This is a genomic window from Streptomyces sp. NPDC020845 (assembly GCF_044334165.1).
Taxonomy (GTDB): Bacteria; Actinomycetota; Actinomycetes; order Streptomycetales; family Streptomycetaceae; genus Streptomyces.
Genome location: NZ_JBIRSJ010000007.1, coordinates 423,965 through 438,525, shown reverse-complemented (window position 1 = coordinate 438,525; position 14,561 = coordinate 423,965). Strand labels below are relative to the sequence as shown.

The window sequence follows — 14,561 nt, the reverse complement described above, 5'->3', positions numbered from 1 at the left end:
GCCGTGCCCCTGCGGCCATCCTGAGCGGGCGCCCGGGGCCGGGCGACCGGAGGGCGGCCGAACCGGCGACGGCCGGCCGGGACGGTTCGAGGTGCAAAGCCGCGGCGGGGGCCGCAGCGTGGACATATGACCGAGAGCGAGAGCCCGCGCGTCCACCTGCCGCCGATCGTGGTGCTCGGGGTGCAGCCGAACGACCCGCCGTTCCGTCTGATCGAGGTCGCCGGGGAGGTGATCGGCAAGGCGCATTCGGTCCTGGATGTGATCGAGATCGCCCGCATGGTCGGCATGGAGGACGCCGACCTCGACGACCCGGACGTCGTCCGCTGGGTGGGCGGCGACAAGTTCACCTGGACGTCGTGGCGGCCGTCCGGACGGAGCCGGGGGAAGGAGCACGGCGAAACCCGCCACCACCGCTGGAGATCCTGAGGGTCGGACATATGATCCAACGCGTGGATATCCCCGACAGACTCATCACCCTCCAGCAGAACGCGGACGCCGAGCGCGCCAAGCTCACCGGGCTCGACGGCGACGAGCGCGAGGCGCAATGGAAGCGCTGGTACGAGGCCGCCGTCGAGATCCAGGCGGCGGTGACCGCGCACGCCCAGGAGACGGGCACACCGCGCGGGCAGATCGAGGCCGCGGTGAAGCGGGTCGTACGACATCCGGACCCGGAGGGCTGATACCGCCGGATCAGGGGGGTTGTGTTCCCACTGTGTTCCCAAAGCACCAAGGGCCTGACCCGCTTGCGCAGGTCAGGCCCTTGGTCATTCAGGGTGAGTAACGGGACTCGAACCCGCGACATCCTGGACCACAACCAGGTGCTCTACCAGCTGAGCTATACCCACCATGACCGGCGCTTTCCGCTCCGCACCGGCCGAGAAAAAGTGTACAGGGTCCGCGGGGGTGCTCGCTCCCGGCTTTTCCGGGCCGGAAGCAGCCGGGAGCAAGCGCGTCACGACTGCCGGGCCGGGAGGACGTGCTTCGCGGCGATCGACTTGGCCGTGTCCGAGTCCGGGCCGGGCTGCGGGACGAAGATCGCCTCCCGGTAGTAGCGCAGCTCCGCGATGCTCTCGTGGATATCCGCGAGAGCGCGGTGGTTGCCGTTCTTCTTCGGGCTGTTGAAGTAGGCGCGCGCATACCAGCGGCGGGCCAGCTCCTTGATCGACGAGACGTCGACGATCCGGTAGTGGAGATAGCTCTCGAGCTCGGGCATGTCCCGGAACAGAAAACCGCGGTCGGTGCCGACCGAGTTTCCGCACAGCGGGGCCTTGCCCGGCTCCGGGACATGCTCGCGGATGTACGCCAGGACCTGCCGCTGGGCGTCCTCCAGCGTGGTCCCGCCGTCCAGCTCCGCGAGCAGTCCGGAGGCCGTGTGCATCTCGCGCACCACCTCGGGCATGGTGGTCAGCGCTTGAGCGGGCGGCCGGACAACGATGTCCACCCCTTCGCCCAGGATGTTCAGCTCGGAGTCCGTGACCAGCGCGGCCACCTCGATAAGCGCGTCGTCCGACAGCGAGAGCCCGGTCATCTCGCAGTCGATCCACACCATGCGATCGTTCATACGTCTCACCCTACGGGGCGTTCCCGCTGGCCGGGCAGGGTCGGGCGGCCGGGCGCACGACCGGTGGCCTGCTCGGGCAGGCGCGGGGCGTAGGCGTCGGACTCCGGCTTGCCCAGATCGGCTCCGCCGTGCGGATGCGGAGCGTGATGGGGGTGGGCGGGGTGGGTGAGGGGCGCGCCGGGGCGCCGTAGCGGCATGGAGTGCTCACCGGGCCGCTGCTCGCCCAGCTCGGCTCGCTCCAGCCGGTCACCCCGCTCCAGGCGCTCGGGACGGTCCGGGCGGTCCGGGGCGCCGCCCTGCGGCCTGCGGGCGCGGTACGCGGCCCGGTAGGCGGCCGGGGAGGACCCCAGCTGCCGCCGGAAGTGTCCGCGCAGCGCGACCGGGGAGCGGAAGCCACAGCGCCCGGCGACCTCGTCGACGGAGTAGTCGGAGGTCTCCAGGAGACGCTGCGCCTGCAGCACCCGCTGGGTGATCAGCCACTGCAGTGGAGCGCTCCCAGTGAGCGAGCGGAACCGGCGGTCGAAGGTGCGCCGGCTCATATAGGCACGGGCGGCCAGGGCCTCGACGTCGAACTGCTCGTGCAGATGCTCGAGTGCCCACGCCACGACCTCGGCGAGCGGATCCGCGCCGATCTCCTCTGGTAATGACCTGTCCAGATAGCGCTCCTGCCCTCCGCTGCGGCGCGGCGGGACGACCAGGCGGCGGGCCAGGGCGCCCGCGGCGTCCGCGCCGTGGTCGGTGCGCACGATGTGCAGACACAGGTCTATGCCCGCGGCGGTGCCCGCCGAGGTCAGGATGTCGCCGTCGTCCACGAACAGCTCGCGCGGGTCGACATGGACGGACGGATAGCGCTTGGCGAGCGTCGGCGCGTACATCCAGTGGGTGGTCGCCGGGCGGCCGTCCAGCAGCCCCGCGGCGGCGAGTACGAAGGCCCCGGTGCACAGGCCCACGATCCGCGCGCCCTCCTCATGCGCGCGGCGCAGCGCGTCGAGCGCGGCGGTCGGTGGCGGCTGGGTTATCGACCGCCAGGCCGGTACGACGACGGTGCCGGCCCGGGACAGCGCCTCCAGGCCGTATGGTGCGGTCAGTTCCAGTCCGCCGGTCGTTCGCAGTGGCACATCTTCGCCCGCGCACACCAGCAGTCGATACCGCGGGACTCCGGCGTCCTGACGGTCGATGCCGAAGACGGAGAGCGGGATGGAGCTTTCGAAGATAGGGCCGCCGCTGAAGAGCAGCACCGCGACGATTTCTCGTCGCCGGCGTCCGGAGAGCTTGCGCGAGGTCTCCGGTACGGTCGTGGAGTCCTGGCTCATCGAACTAAGCCCCCCTCGGTGGTCGCGTCCTCTCGGTCCTGCACGTTTCCCCTCGGTCCTGAACGGTTCCCCCGCCGGTCATGGCCAAGATCGAATCTACTGTGTCGCGTGTGGTCGCCGTGACCAGTTCACCACCCGCCACTATGTCGACATGACAACTTGGCGGGAAGCATTCGATCACGAAGCGTTGCACTCGTGGGCCTCCCTGTGAAGTAGGCCTAGCCCTCGTACCCACTTCGCGTAGGGGGTAGAGCCCGCTCATACCCCTTTCCTCGCTGGTCGGAGGGGGTTGGGGTGAGCGTTTGCCAAGGAAAGAACTTTGACGGGAAGTTGGCTGAAAAGAAGTGGGCGCAGACGTGCGGAAGGGTCCTCCGCCGGGCGTACGACCCCTGCGGTGACGCTCACCACTGTGTACCCGGAGCGCTACGGAGCGCGCCCCTGGGCCGTCCGACAGCAGGGCCCGCGGCGTCGCGGGCCGATGGCTCTCTCCCCCAGCTACCGCTGGGAGGTGCCCCCAGCCGCACCGCGCTCGTCGCACGCAGGGGGTGCCCCCAGCGGTAGCTGGGGGAGCCGCGCGCTCTCCTCAGCGGCACGCCCGGACTCGGCCCTCGACCCTCCTCCCGGGCCCTGCGGGCCTGGGAGGTACCCCCTCCTTCACCCGCGTTCCCTACTGCCGGACGGTCTTAGCCGCGTCGGCCGCCCCTGTGCGCCCCGATTCCGGTCCGCCCATGTCGTCCACGATGTGGACTGATGACCGTTCCCGCGAGCCTGGCGGCGGTGCGCTCACAGCGGCGCAGCAGCGCCCGGCAGACGGCGGTGACCGCGGCAAGACCGACGGCGGCGCCGACCGCCGCGCCGAACGGCGAACCGCACACCAGCAGCACGACGGGCACCAGGGCGCAGCTGAACGCGCCCCAGCGGATCACCTCGTCCGCCGCCTCCCCGGCCGGGGTTCTGGCGGGGTGGTCACGGCCCTCGCGGGGCGCGTCGTACTCGACGGTGGCGGGCACGTATCTGCTCCTCGGAGGGCGGCGGACGGGGGGCCGGGGCGGTGCGCGATCACCGCGCGGCTACTACAACGCCGAGCGGGCGTCGGGGTCACTGCGGACCGTCCGCTCGGTGTACGCCCCACGAAGACTCAGGGTTTACTAGAGGCTCGCTCGGGTCACCCGGTGGAGCCGCACATCGGCACGGTCGGGACCACTTGGGGCATTGCGTTACGGGCCGCCCTCCGGCATGCTCCGTGGAACGCCTCGGGCGGTTCGCCGCCCAAGAGCTCTCTGGGCAGGAGGGGAGTGGCGCCGTACCCTTAGGGGTAAGGGCTTGGAAAGATGAATCCCGGACGGATTCGGTTCGTTCGATACGCTCCCCCGAGCGCCGGCGAGCCGCCGTCCCCGACAACCGCAAACCTCAAGCCCCCGCCGTTCCCTCCTCACGAGGACTTCCTTCGCCGAGACACCGATGGCCGGTCACGAAATCCCCGAACCCGCGGACCGCAAGCGGGTCGCCGATCACATGGCGCACCCCGAAGCGGCGGAAGAATCACGTCATTCCTGCGATCCGGCGTTCCAGCACGGCGTCGTGGTGGGATTCGACGGTTCGACATCGAGCGAGCGCGCCCTCGCGTACTCGATCGGCATGGCCCGGCGCTCCGGCTCCGGGCTGATCATCGTCCATGTGGCCAACCGGCTGCCGACGACCGTATGGGCCGGGTGCGAGCCTCCCGTCTTCGTCGATGTGCCCGACCACCGCACCGAGGTGCTGGGTCTGGAGCTGGCCTGCGCCGACCATCTCGCCGAGGTGCCCTGGATCCTGGTGGAGCGGGGCGGGGACATCTGCCATGAGCTGGAGGAGGTCGGCCGGGAGTACGCGGCCGACGCGATCGTCGTCGGCTCCACACACGGTCTGGTGGGGCGCATCTTCGGGTCGGTCGCGGGGCGGCTGGCGCGCCGGGCGCAGCGGCCCGTGGTGGTCATTCCCTGAGCGTTGAGGATCGCTGGAAACCAGACACCCTCAACTCCCTTTGACCGCCGGGTAGATGGCGCCAAGTCCGGCTTGACAAACGCCAAATCTACCCGTGCGTAGAGGTGGATTGTGCGTTTGTGACGGGTAAAAAACGAGCGAACGGGCTTGCGTCAGCGTGCCGTCGGCCGGGAAGTGACGGTTCCCGTCGGCGGCTCACCTGCCGGCGTAAGGGCGACGCCGGCACAGGGGAGGCGGCCCCCGCGTGCGTGGTGGCACACGCGGGGGACCGCCGAGCAGTTACGCAGCGGGCCCGCCTGACGGGCGGTTATTCCACCGTGACGGACTTCGCCAGGTTACGCGGCTTGTCGATGTCGCGGCCGAGGGCCAGCGCCGTGTGGTACGCGAGGAGTTGCAGCGGAATCCCCATCAGGATCGGGTCCAGCTCAACCTCGTTGCGCGGCACCACGATCGTGTGGTCCGCCTTCTCCTGCTCCTGGTGCGCCACGGCCAGGATCCGGCCGCTGCGGGCCTTGATCTCCTCCAGCGTCGCGCGGTTCTTCTCCAGCAGATCGTCGTCCGGCAGCACGGCGACGGTCGGCACCTCGGGCTCGATGAGCGCCAGCGGGCCGTGCTTGAGCTCGGAGGCCGGGTACGCCTCGGCGTGGACGTAGGAGACCTCCTTGAGCTTCAGGGAGGCCTCACGGGCCACCGGGTAGCCGCGCACCCGGCCGACGAACATCATGCTCTTCGCATTCGCGTATTCCGCGGCGAGCTTTTTGATCTCCTCCTCGCCGCGCAGCACCTCCGCGATCTGCTCGGGCAGCCGCCGCAGCCCGGCGATGATCCGCTTGCCGTCGGCGACGGACAGGTCGCGGATCCGGCCGAGGTGGAGGGCCAGCAGGGCGAAGGCGACGGCGGTGTTGGTGAAGCACTTGGTGGACACCACGCACACCTCGGGGCCCGCGTGGACGTACACCCCGCCGTCCGTCTCGCGGGCGATCGCGCTGCCGACGACATTGACGACGCCGAGCACGCGCGCGCCCTTGCGCTTGAGCTCCTGGACGGCGGCCAGGGTGTCGTATGTCTCGCCGGACTGGCTGACCGCGATGTAGAGCGTGTCCGGGTCGACGACCGGGTTGCGGTAGCGGAACTCGCTCGCGGGCTCGGCGTCCGCGGGGATGCGGGCCAGCTCCTCGATCAACTGGGCGCCGATCAGACCCGTGTGGTACGCCGAGCCGCAGCCGAGGATCTTCACCCGGCGCACCCCGCGCGCCTCGCGGGCGTCCAGGTTGAGCCCGCCGAGGCGGACGGTGGCGAAGCGGTCGTCGATCCGCCCGCGCAGCACCCGGTCCACGGCGTCGACCTGCTCGTGGATCTCCTTGTGCATATAGGTGTCGTGGCCGCCCATGTCGTACGACTCGGCCTCCCACTCCACGGTGGTCGGCGTGGCGGAGGTGCGGGAGCCCTCGGTGGTGTACGTACGGAAGTCGTCGGCCTTGAGGGTGGCCATCTCGCCGTCGTCGAGGGTGACCACCTGGCGGGTGTGGCTGACCAGGGCGGCGACGTCCGATGCGACGAACATCTCCTTCTCGCCGATGCCCAGCACCACGGGGGAGCCGTTGCGGGCGACGACGATCCGGTCGGGGAAGTCCGCGTGCAGTACGGCGATGCCGTACGTGCCCTCGACCAGGGCGAGGGCCTGGCGGACCTTCTCCTCCAGGGTGTCGGCCTGCGAGCGGCCGATCAGATGGGCCAGGGTCTCGGAGTCGGTGTCGGAGACCAGCTCGACGCCGTCGGCGGTGAGCTTGGCGCGCAGCTCGGCCGCGTTGTCGATGATGCCGTTGTGGACGATGGCGACCTTGCCGTCGGCGTCCAGGTGCGGATGTGCGTTGATGTCGTTGGGGGCGCCGTGGGTGGCCCAGCGGGTGTGCGCGATGCCGACGGTGCCCGCGAAGCGCTTGGGGAGCCTGGCCTCCAGCTCGCGGACCCGGCCCTTGGCCTTGGCGGTCTTCAGTCCGGGGGATTGTGTGGCTTGCCCTGATTTGGCGGGCTTGGCGTGGATCGCGATCCCGGCCGAGTCATAGCCGCGGTACTCCAGGCGCTGAAGGCCCTCCAGCAGCAGCGGCGCCACATCGCGTTTCCCGATATATCCAACGATTCCGCACATGGTGGTGTCGGTCCCTCCCTGTTGGGTCGCTCATGAGTGCTCGGCTCAGCCGTACACGATTCAGCCGTACACGATTCAGCCGTAGACGATGCGGCGCAGCTGGCGCAGCGAGAGATCGGGCGGGGCCACCGCGCGGTGCGGCAGCTCGGCCGTGATCCGCTCGAAGATGTCCGCGTTCGTCAGCCCGCCGGACTGCAGCTCCCGGTGGCGGCGGCGGACGAACTCCTCGGTCGTCTCGTCGAAGTACGCCAGCACGTCCAGCACCACCCGGGCGGCCTCGCCGCGGCTGAGCGGCGTGCTGCGTACCAGGTGGTCGATGAGGTCATCGTGGGACATGCGGCGATCGAGCACTCGTAGATACTGCGGTGAGCCGTCCCGTTTCGCAAGAATCCTGCCCGATATCGGGCAGGAGGGAGGGGTGGGTGGCTAGAAACGGCGGAGCACGGCCTGTTTGACGGTGGTGAACTCCTCTTCCGTGAGCACCCCGTCGCGGCGCAGCTCGCCGAGCTCGCGCAGCCGGCGCAGCAGCGCGTCGTGATCCGCCTCCCCCTGGCCGCTGTCGCTGTCGCCGTCGCCGTCGTGTCCGGTCCCGGTCCCGCCCGTGAGTGCGGCGGGGGCTTTGGCCAGCGCCACCGGGACGGCGTCGGCGGGCACCGGGACCGCGTCGGCGGGCTCCGGCGGCCCGGCGGGGTGCGGCAGCCGGGCCGTGACCGCGGCCGCGATCAGGGCCATCAGCGGGTCCCGCTTGAGGCCGTACATCACGATGGCGTACGGGTCGTACTTGGGCGGGGCCGAGGTCGGGACCTTGACCAGGGCGAAGCGGAGGTAGCCGTTCTCCAGGCCCTTGGCGGGGCTCCACTTCACCGACTCGATGTCCGACACCGGGAAGACCCGTGGCCCGCCCGACTTCTTCGCCTGCTCCGTCTTCCAGTTCCACTCCAGGCGGATCTGCTCGCCGTCGAAGAAGGCCGTGCCGTCACCCGCCGACGCCGACAGCGGCACCGAGGGGCCCGGCAGCAGATAGCGGTCGCACGGCCCGGAGCCCACCTGCTCCAGCAACAGGGCCTGACGCACCTCGTCGACCAAGTACTCGGCGACGCCGGCGCGCTCGGACTCCACCGGCAGCTGGTACGGGTCGGCGGCGTCCGGCAACTCGCCGCCCGCCGCCTGCAGCAGCGGGTCCGCGCCCTCGCGCAGCTTCAGCCGCAGCCGCCCGGTCCGGCGCCCCGGCTCGTATGCGATACCGGCCAACGCGTCCAGTGGCACCGCGAGTTCGCCGAGTGCCTGGCGCACCGGATTCACTCGCTTGTCCCTGCCGGGGACGATCCGCACGGTGTCGCCGTCGAAGCTCCATGTTCCGTCGCGCTGGGTGAGTTCCGCCATGGCGGAAATTCTGACAGGTCGATAGGTGTCTAATGGTCTGCACCTTGATCTCAACCGGGTCTCGCGGTAGTCAGGATGCGGTGCTTCGTCGCTTCGTTCCACGAAGCAACTTCTGGTCGAACGCGGCGAACGCTGTGTAAATAACCGGTGACGGTTGGTAGGGTTTGCTGTGTGAAGGCTGACATGGGGCGCCGGTATCGGCTCTATCCCACCCGGGACCAGGAGAGGGCCCTTACTGAGTGGGGGCACACTTGCCGCGCTCTGTGGAACATGGCGCTTGAGCAGCGGGTTTATCTGTGGGAACAGCGTCGGCATACGATGCGTGCGGTTGAGCAGTGCCGAGAGTTGACCGTTGGGCGGGCGGAATTGACCTGGCTGGCCGAGCTTCCTGCCCAAGCTGCCCAGCAGGTTCTGCGCCATCTCGATGCCGCTTATGACAACTTCTGGAATCCGGAGCATCCAGCTGGGCCCCCACAGCGCAGGAAGCGTGCGCGCCGGGTGTCGGTCCCGCTCCCGGGGCAGGCGGTCAAAGTGCGCAAGGTGAACAGGCGCTGGGCTGAGGTGCGCGTTCCGAAGCTGGGCTGGGTGCGCTTCCGGCTTTCTCGGGCGATCGGCGGCAGCATCCGCAACGTCACCATCAGCCGGGACGGGATCGGCTGGCACGTCTCCTTCGGCGTGGCGACCGGCGGCAGAGCGGCTGCGCCGAACGGGCGGCCCGGGTGCGGAGTGGACTTCGGGGTTGCATCCTCTGCGTATGTGTCCACCGAGCCCGCACCACGTGTCAAACCCGACGGGCTCACGAAGAACGAGCAGCAGCGGCTGAAGGTGCTGGAGCAGCGCAAGGCCCGCCAGATCACCTATGCGAAGAAGCACCGGGAAGGCGCGTACGGCAATCGGCTACGCAAGACAATCGCGGCCATCGCCAGGCTGAAGAGCAAGGAAGCGCGTCGGCGCTCGGATTTCACGCACAAGCTCACCACTGATCTCGCCAAAAACCACGGCTTCGTCGGTATCGAGGACCTGCGTGTGACCCGTATGACCGCCAGTGCCAAAGGCACTGTGGAACGGCCTGGCCGTAACGTCGGGCAGAAGGCCGGGCTCAACCGCTCGATCCTGGACAACTGTCCTGGCGAGCGGCGGCGCCAACTGGAGTACAAGTGTGACTTGTACGGGGCCAAGTTGATAGCGGTGCCCGCTTTCCACACATCCCAGACCTGTGCCGCCTGCGGCCGGGTCGATCCTGCATCCCGCAAGGGGTGCGGCAGGCTGTTTGCCTGTGTCCACTGTGGGCACGAGGACGACGCCGATCACAACGCCTCGCTGGAGATCGAGGCCCGAGCCCGCCGGGCGGGTGGCTCGGTCACCAATAGCACGCGCAGGCGCTTTCGAGCGCCGAGTTTTGCCCACGGGCGCAAGCGGACGCGTGAAACCCAACCGGCCACCTAACGAGTAGTCGAGGGGAATCTCCGGGTGCCAGCCGGGAGAGGATCGTCAGCTGGACATGAAGTACGACAAGGACACCCCGCTGGGGCAGGACTGGGCCGGGTTGGTGGACGCCCGGCAGTCCTACGACTGGGACCCGGGCGCGTATATCAAGGGCGCGCCTGCGTCCTCGGTTTTCGGGGTCGAGGCGCCGCTGTGGACGGAGACCCTGTCGACGAGCGCGCACCTCGAGTACATGGCCTTCCCCCGGCTCCCGGGCATCGCCGAACTCGGCTGGTCCCCGGCCGCCACGCATGACTGGGCCGGGTACCGGGTGCGGCTGGCCGCGCAGGGTCCGCGCTGGGACGCGCTCGGCATCGACTACTACCGCTCGCCCCAGGTGCCGTGGCCCACACGCTGAGCCGCGCGACGCCGAGCCGTCAGCCCACGCGAGGCCCGGTCAGCCCGCGGGGGCTGACCGGGCCTCGCGGGCTGACCGGTCAGCCCGCGAGACCCAAATCGCGGGCGATCAGCATCCGCTGGACCTCGCTGGTGCCCTCGCCGATCTCCAGGATCTTGGAGTCCCGCCACATCCGGGCCACCGGATACTCGTTCATAAAGCCGTATCCGCCGTGCACCTGGGTGGCCTCCCGGGCGTTGGTCACCGCGACCTCGGAGGAGTAGAGCTTGGCGATCGACGCCTCCTTCTTGAACGGCTCGCCGCGCACCAGCCGCGAGGCCGCGTCCCGCCAGGCCACCCGGGCCATATGCGCCCGCATCTCCATGTCCGCGATCTTGAACTGGATGGCCTGGTTGGCGCCGATGGGGCGGCCGAACGCCTCGCGGGTCTTCGCATACGCCACCGACTCGTCCACACAGCCCTGGGCCAGACCGGTGGCCATCGCGGAGATCGCGATCCGGCCCTCGTCCAGGATCCGCAGGAACTGGGCGTAGCCGCGGCCCTTCTCGCCGAGCAGATGGTCCGCCGGTACCCGGCAGTCGGAGAAGGACAGCTCGCGGGTGTCCGACGCGTTCCACCCGACCTTGGAGTAGGGGGCGGCGACGGTGAGGCCGGGGGTGCCCGAGGGCACGATGACCGTGGAGATCTCGGGGCTGCCGTCGGGCTTGCGACCGGTGACCGCGGTGACCGTGATCAGCGCGGTGATATCCGTGCCGGAGTTGGTGATGAAGCACTTGGTGCCGTTGATCACCCACTCGCCCGTGGCCTCGTCCAGCCGGGCGGTGGTACGCGTGGCCCCCGCGTCCGAGCCGCCGCCGGGCTCCGTCAGGCCGAACGCGCCCAGGGACTCGCCCGAGCACAGTCCGGGCAGCCAGCGGCGCTTCTGCTCCTCCGTGCCGTAACGGAAGATCGGCATCGCGCCCAGCGAGACGCCCGCCTCCAAGGTGACCGCCACGGAGGAGTCCACCCGGGCCAGCTCCTCGATGGCCAGACAGAGCGCGAAGTAGTCGCCGCCCATGCCCCCGTACTCCTCGGGGAAGGGCAGCCCGAACAGGCCCATCCGGCCCATCTCGCGGATGATCTCGTACGGGAACTCATGCTGCTCCCAGAACTCCCCGATCTTCGGGGCGACCACGTCGTGCGCGAACGACTCGACGGTACGGCGCAGTTCCTCGTGCTCGGGCGAGAGGCGGTGGTCGGTCGACATGGCTCAGATCTCCTTCGGGGAGAGCGCACGGACGGTACGGGAGGGGCTCGGGCGGCCCAGGTGCCGGGCCATCCAGGCGCTGGCCGCGGCGAGCCGGAGCAGATCGACCCCGGTCTCGATGCCGAGGCCGTTGAGCATCCACACCAGGTCCTCGGTGGCGAGGTTGCCCGTCGCGCTCTTCGCGTACGGGCAGCCGCCGAGGCCGCCGGCGGAGGCGTCGACGCAGGTGACGCCGTACTGCAGCGCCGCGAGCGTGTTGGCCAGCGCCTGGCCGTAGGTGTCGTGGAAGTGGACCGCCAGCTTCTGCGCCGGGATGCCCGCCTCGCTCAGGGCGGACAGCAGCTCCAGCACATGGCCGGGGGTGGCCACGCCGATGGTGTCGCCCAGGCTCAGCTCCTCGCACCCCATGTCGAGGAGGTGGCGCGCGACCGAGACCGTCTGGGAGACGGGGACCGCGCCCTCCCACGGGTCGCCGAAGCACATCGACAGATAGCCGCGCACCCCGGCGCCCGCGGTGCGGGCCTCGGTGACGACGGGCTCGAACATCTCCAGCACCTCGTCCACCGAGCGGTTGAGATTGGCGCGGGCGAAGGACTCGGTGACGCTGGCGAACACGGCGACGTCGCGCGCGCCGAGCGCTAGCGCACGCTCCAGGCCGCGCTTGTTCGGCACCAGTACGGGCAGCCGGGCCTCGGTGCCCTCCAGCAGCGGCATCAGCTCCTCGGCGTCGGCCAGCTGGGGCACCCACTTGGGGTGGACGAAGCTCGTCGCCTCGACGGTGGTCAGCCCCGCCTCGACGAGCCGGCGGATGAACTCCGCCTTCACCGCCACCGGGACCAGCGTCTTCTCGTTCTGCAGCCCGTCCCGGGGGCCCACTTCATGGATGCGGACCCGGGCGGGCAGCCCGGGGGCCGGGAAGGTCATGGGCAGGGTGTCGGGGAGGGCCATCACTCACGCTCCTCGGTCTTACGCTCTTCGGTCTCGTGCGGGGCGACGACCGCCAGCAGCTGGTCCATGGCGACCGTGGAGCCGGGGGTCACATCGAGCTCGGTGACGGTGCCGTCGTGCGGGGCGGAGATGACGTGCTCCATCTTCATGGCCTCGACCACCAGCAGGCCCTGCCCGGCGGTGACCTCGTCGCCGACGGCCGCCTTGACCACCGTGACCGTGCCGGGCATGGGCGCGGTCAGCTCCCCGGCGTGGGCGCCGGCCGCCCCGCCGCGCAGCGCGGCCTCCACCGGGTCGTGGTCGACCACATGCCAGGCGTCGCCGTCCCGGCCCAGCCAGTGGCCGGAGCCCTGCGCGGCGTACGCGAAGGTGTGGGTCACACCGCCCCAGTCCAGCACGGCCCGGGACACGGTGTCGCCGCCCCTGGGCAGGGTGAGCCGAGCCCGGACCGTCGTGTCGTCGGCGGGCGTGTCGGGCGCCTCGGGTGCCTCGGGGGTGTCCGGGCCCGCCAGCCACACCTCCGCGTCATGGGCCCGGCCGCGCACCCGGACGGTCACCGGGGCGTGTCCGGGCACCCGCAGGGCATGGACGGTCCAGGCGGGCCGACCGCCCAGCCGCCAGCCGGTCGGCACGGAGAACGGGTCGACCCAGCCCGAACCGTCCATGGTGGAGGGCTCGCCCGGCTCCAGCGCCGCCTGGCGCAGCAGCGCCGCCGCCGCGTACACCTCGTCCGGGACGGCGGCGGGCACCAGGCCGGGGGCCTCGCGGTCGACGAGGCCGGTGTCCAGATCGCCGGAGGCCACGGCCGGGTGGGCGGCGAGGCGGCGTAGAAAGCCGGTGTTGGTGTCCAGGCCCAGGGTGGTGGTGCGGGCCAGCGCGGCGCGCAGCCGGCGCAGGGCGGTGGGGCGGTCGGGGCCGTGGGCGACGACCTTGGCGAGCATCGGGTCGTATACCGTGCCGACCTCGGTGCCGACGGCCAGCCCGGAGTCGACCCGCACCCCCTCCCCGTCCGGCTCGGCCAGCGCGAGCACCGTGCCCGCCGAGGGGAGGAAGTCGACCCTGCCGCCGCTGACCCGGGCGGTCTCCGCGCAGATACGGGCCTCGACGGCGTGTCCGGTCAGCGAGATGTCGTCCTGGGCGAGGGGCAGCCGCTCGCCGGCCGCGATCCTCAGCTGCCACTCCACCAGGTCAAGACCCGTGATGAGCTCGGTCACCGGATGCTCGACCTGGAGGCGGGTGTTCATCTCCATGAAGCAGTACGCCGCCGGGTCGGCGCCCGGGACGATGAACTCCACCGTGCCCGCGCCCACATAGCCGCAGGAGCGCGCCGCCTGGACCGCGGCCTCGCCCATGAGCGCCCGGGTGCCGGGGTCGAGCAGCGGGCTCGGCGCCTCCTCGATGATCTTCTGATGGCGGCGCTGCAGCGAGCACTCGCGCTCGCCGAGATGGATGACATGGCCATAGCCGTCGGCCAGCACCTGGATCTCGATATGCCGGGGGCCGTCGATCCAGCGCTCGACCAGCAGCGTGTCATCCCCGAACGCGCCGCGGGCCTCGCGCCGCGCCGCCGCGATCTCGTCCGCGAGCCGCGCCTCGTCCCGCACCAGCCGCATGCCCTTGCCGCCGCCGCCCGCCGAGGGCTTGAGCAGCACCGGCATGCCGATCTCCCGGGCGGCCTCGGCGAGGTCGGCGTCGGTCAGGGCGCTGCCCGTGGAGCCGGGCACCACGGGCACGCCCGCCGCCCGCACGCTCTCCTTGGCGCGGATCTTGTCGCCCATCAGCTCGATCGCCGCGGCGGGCGGGCCGATGAAGGTGAGCCCGGCACCGGTGCAGGCGCGCGCGAACGCCGCGTTCTCCGCGAGGAAGCCATAGCCGGGGTGCACGGCCTGGGCACCGGCCCGGTCGGCCGCGTCCAGCAGCCGCTTGACCGACAGATAGCTCTCGGCGGGGCTCGCCGGCCCGAGCCGGACCGCCGTATCCGCCTCGCGCACATGCAGCGCGTCCGCGTCGGCGTCGCTGAACACGGCGACCGAGCGCACACCGAGCCGCCGCAGCGAGCGGATCACCCGGACGGCGATCTCCCCGCGGTTGGCCACCAGGACTGTCTCGAACATCGGACTCATCGGACTCATCGG

General features: G+C 70.7%; 13 protein-coding genes, 1 tRNA gene and 1 pseudogene. 5 read left to right on the top strand and 10 right to left on the bottom strand.

Translation table 11 applies throughout. The annotated features are described in order from the left end of the window. The first annotated feature begins 126 nt into the window (after positions 1–126). Positions 127–426 (top strand): hypothetical protein, encoded by a 300-nt coding sequence (locus ACH4U7_RS20480; protein WP_398529276.1) that lies wholly within the window; start codon positions 127–129, stop codon positions 424–426. A 23-nt stretch (positions 427–449) separates the two neighbouring features. Beyond that, positions 450–680: a hypothetical protein gene (locus ACH4U7_RS20475; RefSeq protein ID WP_398529275.1), complete on the top strand. Its 231-nt coding sequence runs from the start codon at positions 450–452 to the stop codon at positions 678–680. A 92-nt stretch (positions 681–772) separates the two neighbouring features. Here the strand turns inward: ACH4U7_RS20475 and ACH4U7_RS20470 are convergent. The 4 genes from ACH4U7_RS20470 to ACH4U7_RS20455 all read right to left on the bottom strand — a co-directional run bounded on the left by ACH4U7_RS20470 (position 773) and on the right by ACH4U7_RS20455 (position 3,884). After that, positions 773–845: transfer RNA gene (locus tag ACH4U7_RS20470), tRNA-His, on the bottom strand. Positions 846–952: 107 nt separating this feature from the next. Next, positions 953–1,561 (bottom strand): oligoribonuclease, encoded by a 609-nt coding sequence (gene orn, locus ACH4U7_RS20465; RefSeq protein WP_398529274.1) that lies wholly within the window; start codon positions 1,559–1,561, stop codon positions 953–955. 5 nt (positions 1,562–1,566) lie between these two features. Beyond that, on the bottom strand, positions 1,567–2,874 hold the full coding sequence (locus ACH4U7_RS20460) for a helix-turn-helix domain-containing protein (RefSeq protein ID WP_398529273.1): 1,308 nt from the start codon (positions 2,872–2,874) through the stop codon (positions 1,567–1,569). Positions 2,875–3,557: 683 nt separating this feature from the next. Further along, positions 3,558–3,884 (bottom strand): hypothetical protein, encoded by a 327-nt coding sequence (locus tag ACH4U7_RS20455; protein ID WP_398529272.1) that lies wholly within the window; start codon positions 3,882–3,884, stop codon positions 3,558–3,560. Between the two features lie 451 nt (positions 3,885–4,335). Between ACH4U7_RS20455 and ACH4U7_RS20450 the strand changes: the two genes are divergently transcribed. After that, positions 4,336–4,857, top strand: coding sequence for a universal stress protein (locus ACH4U7_RS20450; protein WP_089506941.1), 522 nt, complete (start codon positions 4,336–4,338; stop codon positions 4,855–4,857). A 307-nt stretch (positions 4,858–5,164) separates the two neighbouring features. Here ACH4U7_RS20450 and glmS read toward each other — a convergent pair whose 3' ends face one another. From glmS to ACH4U7_RS20435, 3 genes are all read right to left on the bottom strand, one after another. Continuing rightward, a complete protein-coding gene (glmS, locus tag ACH4U7_RS20445) occupies positions 5,165–7,006 on the bottom strand; it encodes a glutamine--fructose-6-phosphate transaminase (isomerizing) (RefSeq protein WP_398529271.1) in 1,842 nt (613 codons plus the stop codon). A 75-nt stretch (positions 7,007–7,081) separates the two neighbouring features. Then, positions 7,082–7,357 carry a hypothetical protein gene (locus tag ACH4U7_RS20440; RefSeq protein WP_319694380.1) on the bottom strand — a complete coding sequence of 92 codons (276 nt, stop codon included), beginning with the start codon at positions 7,355–7,357 and terminating at the stop codon, positions 7,082–7,084. Between the two features lie 75 nt (positions 7,358–7,432). Then, a complete protein-coding gene (locus ACH4U7_RS20435) occupies positions 7,433–8,389 on the bottom strand; it encodes a DUF4429 domain-containing protein (RefSeq protein ID WP_398529270.1) in 957 nt (318 codons plus the stop codon). A 183-nt stretch (positions 8,390–8,572) separates the two neighbouring features. Here ACH4U7_RS20435 and ACH4U7_RS20430 point away from each other — a divergent pair, with 183 nt between their 5' ends. Both ACH4U7_RS20430 and ACH4U7_RS20425 read left to right on the top strand, forming a co-directional pair. Next, complete coding sequence (locus ACH4U7_RS20430; protein WP_398529424.1) at positions 8,573–9,835, top strand: RNA-guided endonuclease InsQ/TnpB family protein; 1,263 nt, start codon at positions 8,573–8,575, stop codon at positions 9,833–9,835. A 46-nt stretch (positions 9,836–9,881) separates the two neighbouring features. Beyond that, positions 9,882–10,232 (top strand): annotated as a pseudogene (locus tag ACH4U7_RS20425) (family 20 glycosylhydrolase); the annotation flags it as partial. A 79-nt stretch (positions 10,233–10,311) separates the two neighbouring features. Here ACH4U7_RS20425 and ACH4U7_RS20420 read toward each other — a convergent pair. From ACH4U7_RS20420 to ACH4U7_RS20410, 3 genes are read right to left on the bottom strand one after another with little or no spacing between them, the layout of a single operon-like run. Further along, positions 10,312–11,478 carry an acyl-CoA dehydrogenase family protein gene (locus tag ACH4U7_RS20420; RefSeq protein WP_398529269.1) on the bottom strand — a complete coding sequence of 389 codons (1,167 nt, stop codon included), beginning with the start codon at positions 11,476–11,478 and terminating at the stop codon, positions 10,312–10,314. Positions 11,479–11,481: 3 nt separating this feature from the next. Then, entirely contained in the window at positions 11,482–12,426 is a 945-nt protein-coding gene (locus tag ACH4U7_RS20415; protein ID WP_398529268.1) for a hydroxymethylglutaryl-CoA lyase, read from the bottom strand. Continuing rightward, complete coding sequence (locus ACH4U7_RS20410) at positions 12,426–14,540, bottom strand: biotin carboxylase N-terminal domain-containing protein (protein WP_398529267.1); 2,115 nt, start codon at positions 14,538–14,540, stop codon at positions 12,426–12,428. Before ACH4U7_RS20410 ends, ACH4U7_RS20415 begins: the two co-directional genes overlap by 1 nt. Positions 14,541–14,561 lie beyond the last annotated feature (21 nt).

Coding starts and splice junctions, on each gene's coding strand:
- ACH4U7_RS20450 (WP_089506941.1), top strand. CDS start 4,336: ATGGCCGGTCACGAAATCCCCGAACCCGCGGACCGCAAGCGGGTCGCC.
- ACH4U7_RS20435 (WP_398529270.1), bottom strand. CDS start 8,389: ATGGCGGAACTCACCCAGCGCGACGGAACATGGAGCTTCGACGGCGAC.
- ACH4U7_RS20480 (WP_398529276.1), top strand. CDS start 127: ATGACCGAGAGCGAGAGCCCGCGCGTCCACCTGCCGCCGATCGTGGTG.
- glmS (WP_398529271.1), bottom strand. CDS start 7,006: ATGTGCGGAATCGTTGGATATATCGGGAAACGCGATGTGGCGCCGCTG.
- ACH4U7_RS20430 (WP_398529424.1), top strand. CDS start 8,573: ATGGGGCGCCGGTATCGGCTCTATCCCACCCGGGACCAGGAGAGGGCC.
- ACH4U7_RS20460 (WP_398529273.1), bottom strand. CDS start 2,874: ATGAGCCAGGACTCCACGACCGTACCGGAGACCTCGCGCAAGCTCTCC.
- orn (WP_398529274.1), bottom strand. CDS start 1,561: ATGAACGATCGCATGGTGTGGATCGACTGCGAGATGACCGGGCTCTCG.
- ACH4U7_RS20420 (WP_398529269.1), bottom strand. CDS start 11,478: ATGTCGACCGACCACCGCCTCTCGCCCGAGCACGAGGAACTGCGCCGT.
- ACH4U7_RS20410 (WP_398529267.1), bottom strand. CDS start 14,540: ATGTTCGAGACAGTCCTGGTGGCCAACCGCGGGGAGATCGCCGTCCGG.
- ACH4U7_RS20415 (WP_398529268.1), bottom strand. CDS start 12,426: ATGGCCCTCCCCGACACCCTGCCCATGACCTTCCCGGCCCCCGGGCTG.